Here is a 13469-nt window from a genome sequence, read left to right as displayed (position 1 = left end):
CGACCTGCACGCCTGGCGGCTGACGGCTGACGGCCCGGCGTAGGTAGTTCGGCGCTGGCGCTTGCGACACACCAGTGAGCCGCATACAGCCTATAACCGGCGAGCCGCCCGCTTATCCAACCGCTGCATTACAAAACCAGCTACATTCACGCTGTACTGCGTTACGGTGCGACGCCGGTCATCGGCCGCGCCAACACACATAATGATGATCTCAAAGGGTGGGCCGCGCGCGTGCGGGGGCCCGCGGCGCCATGCAGACGATCACGAGCCAGGAAGCCGCCAGACGAGGGAAACGGGAGCCGCTACGGACGCTGTTCCGGGTCGTGTTCGGCCTGTCGGCGCTGTCGTGGGGCGGCCTCGCGCTGATGGCGCAACTTGAAAATCACTACGTGGAACGCGAGGGACGGCTCTCGCGCGTGGCCTTTTCCGATCTGATCGCGCTCGCATGGATGGTGCCAGGACCGGTGGGCTGCAACGTCGCCGTGCAACTGGGGCACGCGCTGCGTGGACGTGCCGGCGCCTGGGTGGCGGGCGTCGCAAGCGTGCTGCCCTTTTTCACGCTGATGACGCTGTTCGCGATCTTCTATCGCACGCCGCTCGTGCGCGCCGCTGCCTCTCAAACTTTGCTCAATCATTTCAGCATGGTGCTGGCCACGCTGATCGCGATCACCTGGTACAAACAGACACGCGCACTGGTGCGCGGCAAGCTCGAATGGACCGCGGCGGTGTTCGGGTGTGTGGCGCTCTTCTATGCGCACAGCCCCGCGGCCTACGTGGGGATGCTCAGCGCGGCTTTCGGCACCGGCTGGCTGGTCAGTCCAGTCCGTAATACGCGCATCGTGGTGTCGCTCGGGCGCGGCGACTGGCACATGCTGGCCGCACTGTGCGTGCTGCTGGTGATATTCGCACTGCCGTTGCCGCATCGCTATGAACTGGCGCTGCTATGGCCGCGGCTGGCCGGTGCGGGCATGACGTTATTTGGTGGCGGTTTCTCGGCGTTGCCGGTACTCAAGACGCTGTTCGTCACGCCGGCGATCGGTGTGTCGGATAACGACTTCACCTTGGCGTTTTCGCTATCCCCGCTATCGCCCGGACCGCTGTTGAATGTAGTGCCGTTCTTCGGCTATCTGGTCGATGGTTGGGCAGGCGCGCTGATTGCTACGCTTGCGCTCTTTGTGCCGTCGGGCTGCCTCGTCGTGCTGGCGCAGCGGCATCTGCATCAGTTGAAGGCCAATCCGCGTTTCGAGCACGGCATGCGTATCTTGCGCGCGGTCACCACCGCGTTCCTGGCGGTGGCCGTGCTGCGTATCGCGGGGCATGTGCCGTTCAAACCGGTGTATCTGGTGACGGCGCTGTTCTCCGGCATGTGCTTCGCGAAGCTCAAGGTGCCGGTATATGCGGTGTACGGGACCGTGGCGATCGTGTGTGGGTTGTGGCTTGCCTTCGGCGCCACGCCGTAGGCGATAGTGGCACGCGCCTGATAGCGGGCCTTCATACGCGCTCGGAGCTTCGGAGCCACCAGTCACGGCCACGCCGTAAAGCCATACTTCACAGCACGCGCCGAGGTCGACCGTAAAAAGCCGGGTTTCAGAACCCGCGCGACAGCACAGCCACACCGATCGTCACTACGCCCAGCACGATATTCACCAGCACCAGACGCCGGATCGTGCCGACCGCCTGCGCGCCGTCCGGCCACTTCTGCGCCTGCACCGCGCGGCGAATGCGCGGGAACACAGCGAAGCGGATGTGCCCGAAGATCAGCATCATCACGATGCCGAGACCGGCCATGGCGTGCAACGGCCACGTGGCGTGACCGCCGCCGAATTGCATCAGCAGAAAGCCACCGGTGAGGAGAATCACCAGCACGGCTGCGGCGACCCAGTTGAAGAAGCGGCCGAACACCGATTCCCACAAAGGCAAGCGCAGTTGCGGCGAAAGATCGGCAATGGCCGGACGCAGACAGAAATGTGCGAACACCATCCCACCCACCCACACCGCGACCGCGAGCAGATGCAAAAAGAGTGCGAGTTCGATAGCTTTGTTCATGTTGTTTTCCTCTCCCGACGACGCCACACCGCTTATGACGAATGATATTAGTAGCGGCTATTGAGCGCATTCGACCGCGCGCTATGCGTGCAGTTCCGTGTGCTGGCAGCGTCTTCACATTCTTTGTAGTTGTTATTGCAGCGCGCCCGATACCGCGACGGCGCTGCACCCCGTATTTTTGCTACGCGCGGCGTGCGCTTCAAAGCGCGATGTTGCTGCTCGCGCTTCGAAGCACACGCCGCGTTCATGCCTGGCCGTACCCTACTTCCATCTACTTCTACTACAGTTACGCGGCGAGCACCGGACGCATACCGTCGAGCTTCATCTTGCTCTCAGGCGCGCGCCCCTTGCGCGCCCGCTTGCCAATCTGCGGCGTGAGTGCGGCGCCGCTCAGCTTCTCTTCGTCGACACGTCCACCGCGACGCGTGCCGATCAACACCACGCCCGCTTTGTTGATGGACAGTGCCTGCAGCAGCGTTTCGTTGTCGTCGAGCGCCATTAGCGTGACGCCGCGTCCACCGCCCGAGAGCGTTTTCATCTCGTCCAGGCCGAACACCAGCAGGCGCCCACCTGAAGACAGACACGCGATGTGCGTCGCATCCGGCAGCATCGGCATCGGCGCGAGCGGCGCGGCACCCGCGTCGATCGTCATAAATGATTTGCCGGCCTTCACGCGGCTCACCATGTCGCCGACCTTGGCGATAAAGCCGAAGCCGTTGCTCGATGCGAGCAGCAATGCCTGATCCGCGGAAGCCGCGTAGTAATGCATCAGGTGGCTACCCGATTCGAGTTCGATCAGCGACGTGACCGGCACGCCATCGCCCCGCCCACCCGGCAGCAAGGCAACCGCCACCGAATAGACACGGCCATTGCTGCCCCACGCAACCAGCGTATCCGGCGTGCGGCACTGGAACGCTGCGTAGAGTCCGTCGCCGGCCTTGAACGTGAAGCCGGCCACATCCAGGCCGTGACCCTTCAGCGCGCGGACCCAGCCCTTTTGCGACACCACCACCGTAACCGGCTCGTCGACCACGCGCGCTTCGAATGTGGCGCGCTTTTCCTGCTGGATCAGCGTGCGGCGCTCGTCGCCGTATTGCTTCGCGTCGCCTTCGATTTCCTTGATGAGCAGACGCTTCATCGCCGATTCGCTGCCGAGCAGTTCTTCGAGCTTGGCCTTCTCGTCGCGCAGCTCGGACAGTTCCTTCTCGATCTTGATCTTCTCGAGCCGCGCCAACTGACGCAAGCGGATTTCGAGAATGTCTTCGGTCTGACGATCGGAAAGCCCGAACGCGGCCATCAGTGCGACCTTCGGTTCGTCCGATTCGCGGATGATGCGGATGACTTCGTCGATATTCAAAAAGACGATCATCCGGCCTTCGAGGATATGAATCCGGTCGTCGACCTTGCTCAACCTATGACGCGTGCGGCGCGTGACCGTCGCGAAGCGGAACGCGATCCACTCGTGGATGATTTCGCTCAAGCCCTTCTGACGCGGCCGGCCATCGCCGCCCACCATCACCATATTGAGCGACGCGTTCGATTCGAGGCTCGTATGGGCGAGCAGCGAATTGACGAACTCGGTTTGATCGATGCGGCTCGACTTCGGCTCGAACACGAGACGCACCGGCGCGTCCCTGCCCGACTCGTCGCGCACGGCGTCGAGCAGCGCGAGCATGGTCTGCTTGGTCTGCAACTGTTCGGGCGTGAGCGTCTTCTTGCCGAGCTTGATCTTCGGGTTGGTCTGCTCTTCGATTTCTTCGAGCACCTTCTGCGCGGCCGTATTCGGCGGCAGTTCGGTGATTACGAGTTGCCACTGGCCGCGCGCGAGCTCTTCGATCTTCCAGCGAGCGCGCACTTTCAGGCTGCCGCGGCCGCTTTCGTAGGCTGCGGAGATCTCGGCGTCGCTCGAAATGATCTGGCCGCCGCCCGGAAAGTCCGGCCCGGCGATGTGTTGCATCAACTCGGCGTGCTCGATCTTCGGATTACGGATCATCGCCACCGCAGCCGCTGCGACTTCGCGCAGATTGTGCGACGGGATTTCCGTGGCCAGCCCCACTGCAATGCCGGATGCCCCGTTCAGCAACACGAACGGCAAGCGCGCGGGCAACAGCTTCGGCTCTTCAAACTCGCCGTCGTAGTTCTTCATGAAATCGACCGTGCCCTGGTCGATCTCATCGAGCAGCAGCTTCGCGATCGGCGTCAGGCGCGCTTCGGTGTACCGCATCGCCGCTGCGCCGTCGCCGTCGCGCGAACCGAAGTTACCCTGGCCGTCGATCAGCGGATAGCGCATCGAAAAATCTTGCGCAAGACGCACCAATGCGTCGTACGCCGACTGGTCGCCGTGCGGGTGGTACTTACCCAGCACGTCGCCGACCACGCGCGCCGACTTGACGGGCTTGGCGTTGTCGCCGAGGCCCATGTCGTTCATGGCGAACAGGATGCGGCGCTGCACCGGCTTCTGGCCGTCGCATACGTCAGGCAGCGCGCGGCCCTTGACCACGCTCACCGCGTAGTCGAGGTACTGGCGTTCCGCATAGTTGCCGAGCGTCAGGAAGTCGCCTTCCGGGGGCGGCGGCTCGGTGAAAAGGTCGAGAGTGTTATCGTCGTCCATCTAGATTCCGTATCCGTGTTTGGCGTGAAGTTTCGTGCGAAGGCAGAGCGTCGTTAAGAACGCTCGCTCAGATATCCGCTTCCACTTCGTTGCCTTTTTCTTCCAGCCAGCTGCGCCGCGACGCCGCTTCGCCCTTGCCCATCAGCATCGTCATGCGCGCCACTGTGGCGTCATAGTCGAGTTCGCCGAGCGCCACCGGCGTCAGGCGCCGCGTGTCGGGGTTCATCGTGGTGTCCCACAGCTGCTCGGCGCTCATTTCGCCCAAGCCTTTGAAGCGGCTGATGGACCATTGCGTATCGCGGACGCCGTCTTTGCGCAGCTTGTCGAGAATCGCTTCGAGCTCGCCTTCGTCGAGCGCATAGAGCTTCTGCGCCGGCTTCTTGCCGCGCGCGGGCGCATCGACCCGGAACAGCGGCGGACGCGCCACACACACATGCCCACGTTCGATCAGCTGCGGGAAATGCTTGAAGAACAGCGTGAGCAGCAGCACCTGGATGTGCGAACCGTCGACGTCAGCATCCGACAGAATGCAGATCTTGCCGTAGCGCAGATTCGACAGATCCACCTTGTCGTCGGGGCTATGCGGATCGACGCCGATCGCCACCGAGATGTCATGCACTTCGTTGTTGGCAAACAGGCGGTCGCGCTCGGTTTCCCACGTGTTCAACACCTTGCCGCGCAGCGGCAGGATTGCCTGGTATTCCTTGTCGCGACCCATTTTCGCCGAGCCACCCGCCGAATCGCCCTCGACGAGGAACAGTTCGTTGCGGCCGATTTCCGTCGATTCGCAATCGGTCAGCTTGCCCGGCAGCACGGCGACGCCCGAGCTCTTGCGCTTCTCGACCTTCTGGCCGGCACGCGTACGTGCCTGCGCCTGTTTGATGACGAGGTCGGCGAGTTTCTTGCCGTGCTCGACGTGCTGGTTCAGCCACAGCTCCAAAGCAGGCCGCGAGAACGACGACACCAGCTTCACCGCATCACGGCTATTCAGGCGCTCCTTGATCTGCCCTTGGAATTGCGGATCGAGCACCTTTGCCGACAACACGAACGACACGCGCGCGAACACGTCTTCGGCGAGCAATTTCACACCCTTCGGCTGCAGGTTATGCAACTCGACAAAGCTCTTCACCGCCTGGAACAGACCGTCACGCAAACCGGATTCGTGCGTACCGCCCGCAGGCGTCGGAATCAGGTTGACGTACGACTCGCGCATCAGCGTACCCTCTTCACTCCATGCAACGACCCATGCGGCGCCTTCGCCTTCAGCAAACGTCTCTTCGCTGGCGCGTGAATTTTCGACATAGCGCTCGCCTTCGAACAGCGGAATCAGCAGATCGCTGCCGTTCATGCCTTCGAGCAGGTAGCCGCGCAAACCGTCTTCGTATTTCCAGGTTTGCGTTTCGCCGGTTTTCTCGTTGATCAGCGTGACTTCGACACCCGGCAACAACACCGCTTTCGAACGCAGCAGACGTTGCAGTTCGCCGAGCGGCAAGTTCGGCGAATCGAAGTATTTCGGATTGGCCCACGCGGTAACGCGCGTACCGGACTTCTTGTCGCCTTTGGTCGCGGCGCGCACTTCAAGCTGCTTCGCGACGTCGCCGTTGGCAAAGCTCAACTCGGCGACTTTGCCGTCGCGCCACACGGTGACGTCGAGGCGCGTGGACAGCGCGTTGGTGACCGACACGCCGACGCCGTGCAGGCCGCCCGAGAACGTGTACGCGCCGCCGGCGGCTTTATCGAACTTGCCGCCCGCGTGCAGGCGCGTGAAAACGATCTCGACGACCGGCACGCCTTCTTCCGGATGCAGGCCGAACGGAATGCCGCGGCCGTCGTCTTCGACCGAGACCGAATGGTCCGCGTGCAGCGTGACCGTGATTTGCCGGCCGTGACCGCCGAGGGCCTCGTCCGACGCGTTGTCGATAACTTCCTGAATGATGTGCAGCGGATTTTCGGTGCGGGTGTACATCCCGGGCCGTTGCTTGACCGGCTCCAGGCCCTTCAACACCTTGATCGACGCTTCGCTATACGCGGCGTTTGGCTTTTTCGTAGACATGGTTGACTCGGGTGCGTCGGTTCATCGTTGTCCACAGGACCTGTGGACAGGTCCGTGGACAATGCGTTGAGTTTTCAAAAAAAGCGAAACGAAACAACGGGGTTAGGTGGGGTGCCCGCAGTGCGGGCAAGCTGTTTTGTCGCCTGACTCCCCATGGGCGCGCTCGACGGCGGCTCGATGCGGGCTCCGCAGCCCGGCAACGGCCCCGGTGCGAACGCCGGGGGAAGCCTGTTCGCGGGGTATTTTACTGATTTCGATACAGGCGGCAATTCACGACGTGCGGGATTGGCCGTTTGGATAAGGGGCGGCGCACAGCTTCGGCCAATTATGCGACCGCGACAAGACCGCTGCGGGACCGTGAAAAAACTGTGACGGGACCTCTGCCTGGCTGCGGCACCCGACCGCCGCATGGGATCGGCGCAACCTCGGATCGCGCCGCCCCCGTGCATCACTTGCGCTTGTTTTCCAGCTCGTCCCAGCGTTCCAGCGCGATCAGCAGTTCCTCGTCGATCGCGGCGTAGCGCTCAGTCAGACGCGTGCCTTCCTGAGCGTCTTTCGCGAAGACCGAACCGTCTTCGAGTTGAGCGCCGATGGTTTTCTGCTCGGCTTCGAGCGCGGCAATTTTCGCCGGCAACGCCTCGAGTTCGCGCTGATCCTTGAACGACAGCTTGGCGGCGCGCTGCGTATTGCGGCCCGCGCCGCTTGCGCTGCCGTCTTTCGATGCCACTTCTTTAGCGGCTTCCTTCTGCGCTTCCTGCGCCATCTGCTGCGAGCGGTCGCGCTGAATCTGCCAGTCGGTAAAGCCGCCGACGTACTCGCGCCACTTGCCGGCGCCTTCCGAAGCGATCACCGAGGTCGCGACGTTATCCAGAAACGCGCGATCGTGGCTGACCAGCAGCACGGTGCCGTCGTACTCGGTGAGCAGTTCTTCGAGCAGTTCGAGCGTCGGAATGTCGAGGTCGTTGGTCGGTTCATCGAGCACCAGCACGTTGGCCGGCCGCGCGAACAGACGCGCCAGCAGCAGGCGATTGCGCTCGCCGCCCGACAGCGACTTGACCGGCGAACGCGCGCGTTCCGGCGCGAACAGGAAGTCGCCAAGATAGCTCATCACGTGCTTCTTCTGGCCGTTGACTTCGACCCACTCGCTACCCGGGCTGATCGTATCGGCGAGACTCTTGTCCAGATCGAGCTGCGCGCGCATCTGGTCGAAGTACGCGACCTGCAGATTGGTGCCGATACGCACCGTGCCTTCGTCCGGCGGCAACTCACCGAGGATCATCTTCAGCAGTGTGGTCTTGCCCGCGCCGTTCGGACCGACGAAGCCGATCTTGTCGCCGCGCATCACGGTAGCCGTGAAATTATCGACCACCGTGCGCGAACCGTAGCGCTTGGTGACGTCGGTCAGTTCCGCGACGATCTTGCCGGACTTCTCGCCCTGGCCGACGTCGAGCTTGACGTTGCCCTGCACATTGCGGCGCTCGGCGCGCTCATTGCGCATCTGCACGAGCCGCGCGATCCGGCCGACGCTGCGCGTACGGCGCGCTTCCACGCCCTTGCGAATCCACACTTCTTCCTGCGCGAGCAGCTTGTCGAACTTGGCCGCTTCGACTTGCTCGACCTCAAGCTGCTGCGCCTTCCTGGTCTGGTAGGCGCTGAAATTGCCCGGATACGACAGCAGACGCCCGCGATCCAGTTCGACGATGCGCGTGGCGACACGGTCGAGAAACGCGCGATCGTGGGTGATGAAAAGCAGGCCCGCGCGCAGCGAGACCAGCAGTTCCTCGAGCCAGCGGATGCCGTCGAAGTCCAGGTGGTTGGTCGGTTCGTCGAGCAGCAACACGTCCGGCTGCACCACCAGCGCGCGCGCCAGCGCCACGCGCTTTTGCATCCCGCCCGACAGCGAACCGACCCGCGCCTCGCCATTCAAACCGATCTGCTGCAGCGTGGTGGCCACGCGCGTGCTCCAGTTCCAGGCGTCCGAATGGTCCAGCGCCGATTGCAGCGTGTTCATGCGCGACATCAACGCGTCGTGCTCCGGGCCTTCCGGCTCGTCGGCAAGCTGATTAGCGACCGCGTCGTATTGATCCAGCAGCTCGCGGGCGTGGGTCAGGCCGGCGGCGACCGCTTCGAACACCGTGTCGTCCGTATCGAACTCCGGCTCTTGCGGCACGTAGACCGAAGTCAGACCTTGCTGGCGCGTGACGAGGCCGTCGTCCGGCTTGGTCAGATCGGCAACGATCTTCAACAGCGACGACTTGCCCGCGCCGTTACGGCCGATCAGCCCAACGCGTTCGCCCGCTTCGAGAGAGAAATCCGCGTGATCGAGCAACGCGACGTGACCGAACGCCAGTTGGGCCCCGGTAATGGTGTAAAGCGACATGGAGAATTGGAGAAGACAGCGATGAGTCGGAACTGCTCATTGTACCGGGCGCACGGGCGGGTGCCTGTATGCCGGAAGAGATAGGCCAAATGGCCGGCTTGCAAAACGGGGATGAACCGTACTCAGGCCCGAGGCAGACTGGACCCGACTGCGTTCAAGCCCTGCGCAAGCCAGGATACAAAACGGAAAACGCGGCCGGACGGCGCTCGCGCACGCCCAGCCGCCTCACCCGTCACGTTACTTTACGTGCACGGTGATGGTCTTGCTCAATTCCGGACCATACGAACGATGCATGCCGTCGCCGAATTGCAGCGTCAGCGTATGGTCGCCCGGCGGCAGTGTCAGATCGGTTTCGGTCTGGCCCTTGCCGAAGTGCAGCGATTTGTCGTTGGCGGGAATCACTTCGCCCTTGGGAAGCGGCTTGCCGTCGATCAGCAGGTGATGATGGCCCGTGCCTTCCGTCATCGTGCCGGCCGGCGCGATCGTCATGCCGTCGACACCAAACACGACGTGCACCGGATTGCTGACGGTTGCGCCGTCCGGCGGCTGCACAAAAGACACGCTTGCGGCCTGCGCCGCGCCCGATACAGCGAGCAACCCGGCCAGTACCGTACCGGCCAACCATTTGTTTTTAAACATCGTTTTTCTCCTTTTTGGGAAACAAGAGTCATGCGCGGGCCATGCAGGCGTCGATTGCGGCTCCGGTTACCTGAGGCCGATCGTCGCAAGGCATGCCAGGCGCCCGCTGCGCCTGTCCAAAAGATGAGCTGCGGATCAGAGCATACACGCTGTGTATGACGGGTCCGTCACGCGGGCCCGGACATGTCTCAGGCGCTTTGCGGCGATGCCGCATGGGTAATTAGCGGCCCAATTGACAAATTCCGGTAATATTGCGGGTCGCCGCCGTGCCCAAAAAAGGGGCAGACTTGGCGGATCATTGCATTGAACCAAAGAAGAGTACGTCGTGAGCGAAGTCATTGAAGTGATTGAATATAAGAGCTGGGTCTGCCTGATTTGCGGCTGGATCTACAACGAAGAAGAAGGCCTTCCCGAAGAAGGTATCGCCCCGGGCACGCGCTTCGCCGCGATTCCGGACGACTGGCGCTGCCCGCTGTGCGATGTGGGCAAGGCGGAGTTTGCGGTAGTGGAATTCTGAGTGAGCTCGATTGAACCGGGGGTGCGCTGCTTGACGTAGTGCTGCGGTAGTGCGCCGGGCGGTTCGCGCGGCCCAGTGGGTGATGCCCGCTGGGCCGTTTGCTCTGTGGGACGGGCTTTGCAGCCCTCCTCGCGGCTGGGCGTGTTTGATATACTCTGCGCTCGCTGGCGAATTTGGACTCGCCTGGTCCCTGCCGGGGTTGTTAGTCGGCGGGATTGCAGCGATTATTTTGGTTCGGTCCTCTCCCCGTAGTTCAATGGATAGAACAAGTGCCTCCTAAGCGCTAGATACAGGTTCGATTCCTGTCGGGGGGACCATCTTAGTTCCCAGCACCTCCCAAGTTTGCCTAGAAAGCCCCGCCAAGCCTTGCGCTGCGGGGCTTTTTGCTGCCATCATTGCCAAAGGTTGCCCAATACAAGCAAGATGTTTTGGGGGTATCGGTGGGGTTATCACCACATACCCCCAAAACCGATACCCCCAAAACCGCACATGCCCAAGCAGATCGCCTCACTGACCGAGTTGCAGGTACGAAAGGCGAAGCCGGCCGAGCAGCCCTATCGCCTCGCAGACGGTAAAGGCCTGTACCTCCAGGTCATGCCCAACGGGTCCCGGTACTGGCGGATGAAGTACCGAGTCGACGGAAAGGAGAAAGTGGCGGCGTTTGGCGTCTATCCGGAGGTATCGCTCGCGGATGCGCGAAAGGCGTGCCTTGTCGCTCGGCAGCAGTTGGCAGCCGGCACTGACCCGTCCGCGCAGAAGAAGGAGACAAAACGGCTACGCGCGCTGGAAGCCACATCTTCTTTCGAAGGAGTTGCGCGAGAGTGGTTCGAGTCTCAACGCGACGGTTGGACAGAGGTCTACGCCGGCAAGGTGATTAATTCGCTCGAAGTCGACGTCTTCCCGAAGATCGGCACCAACCCGATTGCCGACATCGAGGCGCCCCAAATGCTCGAAATCCTGCGCGCCGTCGAGGCCCGCGGTGTCCGAGAAACGGCCAAGCGCGTGCTCCAGCGTTCGCGCGCAGTCTTCCAGTACGGAATCATGACCGGGCGGTGCTCGCGCAACCCCGCCAGTGACATCGACGCCGAGACGGTACTCAAAAAGAATGCCGGGGTGCAGCATATGGCGCGTGTGAAGTCGATGGAGATTCCGCAGCTGATGCGCGACATCAAGGACTATCAGGGCGACGTGGTGACGCGCCTAGCGCTGCGTTTCATGGCGCTCACGTTCGTGCGCACGACCGAGATGATCCAGGCGGAGTGGACCGAGTTCGACGAGAAGGCCGCAGAATGGCGGATTCCAGCCGATCGAATGAAGATGCGCGATCCGCACATTGTGCCGCTGTCACGCCAGGCGCTTGAACTGCTCGAGGAGTTGCGCAAGCTGAACGGCGCGGAGCAGCACGTGTTCCACAGCGTCCAAGGACGCCGGCCGATCTCGAACAATACGATGCTCTACGCCTTGTATCGCATGGGGTACAAGTCGCGCATGACGGGACACGGCTTTCGAGGGCTCGCGGCAACGGTGCTGCGCGAACTCGGCTACAGCCGCGACCTTGTCGATCGGCAGCTCGCGCACGCTGAACGCAACCAGGTCACAGCTGCGTACGTGCATGCAGAGTTTCTGCCCGATCGCCGCAAGATGATGCAGCATTGGGCGGACCACCTGGATGCGCTCCAAGCCGGCGCGACGATCATCCCCATAGGCGTTCCTAACCGATAGCTTTGCCCACCGCCGCATGGTGAATGTCGTGGTACGCAGGTTGGTAATTCAGCGGGTCAGCAAGATATCTCAGGAGTTCGCAGTTGTCCCAGACTGTGCACCGCGGCGACAACCGAATCGGACGCGGTGCCCGCCCCTCGAGACACAACTTGCGCCAAGTCTCCCGAGAAACGCCAACAAATGGTTCAATCTGCTTCCAGCGGGAGAGCCCGATCAGTGGCAATGAGTCGACACGCTTAGCCATTGCTCACCTCCCCGCCGGCGAGCTCTTCGCGCCCATATACAAGCTCGACCCACGTCCCACGGCCATCACCATGCCCGAGCCACGTCGACACCGCGGCGGCCGCCTCGCGGCGCGATACGCCCGCTGCCTTGAGACGTCGCAGGTGTTCGGTCGCGTACCAGTAGCGAAGGCTGTGTGGCGCATTCTCACCCTTCATGCCGGCCTTGCCCGCCACGTAGTGGTAGCGCTCCATAGCTTTCTCCATGTCAGGCTTGCGCACGAGCCTGCCGCGGTGCTGCCTGCTGAACTCCATCGCGCGCCGCACGATCTCCGCTGCCCGCTCCCGGTCCAGAGGCGGGCCGCGGCGCGTCTTTCCGCCTTTGGTGCCGTGGAGGACGGTTACGAAGCCATCGCCAATCGGATTGGTAAGCGCACGATGCCAGTCCGCGAGCGACTTCACGGACTGGACGCCCTCTTCGGCGCGCAGACCGAGCTCAAACTGAAGCTCCATTACCAGTGCAACTCCGAGATCGGTCACAGCAACCTCGACGCGGTACGTCTCGAAGACGTCCGGCCCCATCGGCCGCTTGGTGCCAGCGCGGCTGGCGCCAGCAACGCCGAGCGAGGCGTTGCTGACCTTGTCCGCAAACGGGCGCCGTCCGATGCCCTCAAGCGCCGTGCGAATGTGCGTCGCGTTGTTCGCGATTGTCCGCTTTGAGCGAGCGCGCGCGACCATGTCATCGATCCAGGCCCTGAAATGCTTCTCCCGGATCTGCCCTACCGTGTGAATCTGGTAACCCGCGTTCCAGAGGAACTGGGCAAAGCGCGCGAACGCCTGCTCCCTACCCCTCCGGGTGTCGTCGGCCTGTTTGCCACGCGCACGGCGCGCGGCACGGCACAGGTCAGCCGTCAGTGATTGATGAGACATGCGTACCCCCGACAATCCAGTCTTGAGGCTCGACCCCAGGTTGCCTCCCCCGATGGGCCACGGTGTGCCAGCGCGCACGCTGGGGAGACAACAAACAGGGGCACGAGCCTCGAGCTGGTGAGTTCGGGAGTGTTCTGCGTCGGCAAGCCGACGTAGCCCGCGGCACGACGGCCCGTTAGGGCGGCCGCGCGGCGGGAGGACACTTCCCCCGTTTGTTACCGTGAATGTGGCTTTTCTCGACCGATCGGGGGCGCCACGGCCCGACCTCGTTAATTGATGGGTGCCCGGTACTGCTGGACACCGATTCCGGCGCACGCGCACGGCGGCGCCGCCCGATGCCTCGAAGCGAG

9 protein-coding genes and 1 tRNA gene are annotated in these 13469 nt (G+C 62.8%); 4 read left to right on the top strand and 6 right to left on the bottom strand.

The genetic code is table 11. The annotated features are described in order from the left end of the window. Nucleotides 1-251: 251 nt before the first annotated feature. Nucleotides 252-1460 carry a chromate transporter gene (locus tag HHL24_RS17230; protein WP_169486643.1) on the top strand — a complete coding sequence of 403 codons (1209 nt, stop codon included), beginning with the start codon at nt 252-254 and terminating at the stop codon, nt 1458-1460. 127 nt (nt 1461-1587) lie between these two features. Here the strand turns inward: HHL24_RS17230 and HHL24_RS17225 are convergent, their stop codons facing one another. The 5 genes from HHL24_RS17225 to HHL24_RS17205 form a co-directional block, all read right to left on the bottom strand. After that, nucleotides 1588-2046 carry a CopD family protein gene (locus tag HHL24_RS17225; protein WP_169486642.1) on the bottom strand — a complete coding sequence of 153 codons (459 nt, stop codon included), beginning with the start codon at nt 2044-2046 and terminating at the stop codon, nt 1588-1590. A 286-nt stretch (nt 2047-2332) separates the two neighbouring features. Beyond that, nucleotides 2333-4657: a DNA topoisomerase IV subunit A gene (parC, locus tag HHL24_RS17220; RefSeq protein ID WP_169486641.1), complete on the bottom strand. Its 2325-nt coding sequence runs from the start codon at nt 4655-4657 to the stop codon at nt 2333-2335. A gap of 67 nt (nt 4658-4724) precedes the next feature. After that, nucleotides 4725-6710 (bottom strand): DNA topoisomerase IV subunit B, encoded by a 1986-nt coding sequence (locus HHL24_RS17215; RefSeq protein WP_169486640.1) that lies wholly within the window; start codon nt 6708-6710, stop codon nt 4725-4727. 448 nt (nt 6711-7158) lie between these two features. Then, nucleotides 7159-9090: an ATP-binding cassette domain-containing protein gene (locus HHL24_RS17210; RefSeq protein ID WP_169486639.1), complete on the bottom strand. Its 1932-nt coding sequence runs from the start codon at nt 9088-9090 to the stop codon at nt 7159-7161. A gap of 237 nt (nt 9091-9327) precedes the next feature. Continuing rightward, complete coding sequence (locus HHL24_RS17205; RefSeq protein ID WP_169486638.1) at nt 9328-9729, bottom strand: DUF4399 domain-containing protein; 402 nt, start codon at nt 9727-9729, stop codon at nt 9328-9330. A 325-nt stretch (nt 9730-10054) separates the two neighbouring features. Between HHL24_RS17205 and HHL24_RS17200 the strand changes: the two genes are divergently transcribed. The 3 genes from HHL24_RS17200 to HHL24_RS17190 all read left to right on the top strand — a co-directional run bounded on the left by HHL24_RS17200 (nt 10055) and on the right by HHL24_RS17190 (nt 11968). After that, on the top strand, nt 10055-10246 hold the full coding sequence (locus tag HHL24_RS17200) for a rubredoxin (RefSeq protein ID WP_169486637.1): 192 nt from the start codon (nt 10055-10057) through the stop codon (nt 10244-10246). Between the two features lie 242 nt (nt 10247-10488). Next, a tRNA-Arg gene (locus HHL24_RS17195) sits at nt 10489-10563 on the top strand. A gap of 172 nt (nt 10564-10735) precedes the next feature. Next, entirely contained in the window at nt 10736-11968 is a 1233-nt protein-coding gene (locus HHL24_RS17190) for a tyrosine-type recombinase/integrase (RefSeq protein WP_169486636.1), read from the top strand. A 236-nt stretch (nt 11969-12204) separates the two neighbouring features. Here HHL24_RS17190 and HHL24_RS17180 read toward each other — a convergent pair whose 3' ends face one another. After that, complete coding sequence (locus tag HHL24_RS17180; RefSeq protein ID WP_169486634.1) at nt 12205-13119, bottom strand: integrase domain-containing protein; 915 nt, start codon at nt 13117-13119, stop codon at nt 12205-12207. Between the last annotated feature and the right edge of the window lie 350 nt (nt 13120-13469).

It is taken from the genome of Paraburkholderia polaris (assembly GCF_012927345.1).
Classification (GTDB): domain Bacteria; phylum Pseudomonadota; class Gammaproteobacteria; order Burkholderiales; family Burkholderiaceae; genus Paraburkholderia; species Paraburkholderia polaris.
This window is presented reverse-complemented; position numbering and strand designations above follow the sequence as displayed.

Excerpts from the sequence above, each read along its gene's own strand:
- HHL24_RS17230 (WP_169486643.1), top strand. The coding sequence starts at position 252 with ATGCAGACGATCACGAGCCAGGAAGCCGCCAGACGAGGGAAACGGGAG.
- HHL24_RS17225 (WP_169486642.1), bottom strand. The coding sequence starts at position 2,046 with ATGAACAAAGCTATCGAACTCGCACTCTTTTTGCATCTGCTCGCGGTC.
- parC (WP_169486641.1), bottom strand. The coding sequence starts at position 4,657 with ATGGACGACGATAACACTCTCGACCTTTTCACCGAGCCGCCGCCCCCG.
- HHL24_RS17215 (WP_169486640.1), bottom strand. The coding sequence starts at position 6,710 with ATGTCTACGAAAAAGCCAAACGCCGCGTATAGCGAAGCGTCGATCAAG.
- HHL24_RS17210 (WP_169486639.1), bottom strand. The coding sequence starts at position 9,090 with ATGTCGCTTTACACCATTACCGGGGCCCAACTGGCGTTCGGTCACGTC.
- HHL24_RS17205 (WP_169486638.1), bottom strand. The coding sequence starts at position 9,729 with ATGTTTAAAAACAAATGGTTGGCCGGTACGGTACTGGCCGGGTTGCTC.
- HHL24_RS17190 (WP_169486636.1), top strand. The coding sequence starts at position 10,736 with ATGCCCAAGCAGATCGCCTCACTGACCGAGTTGCAGGTACGAAAGGCG.
- HHL24_RS17180 (WP_169486634.1), bottom strand. The coding sequence starts at position 13,119 with ATGTCTCATCAATCACTGACGGCTGACCTGTGCCGTGCCGCGCGCCGT.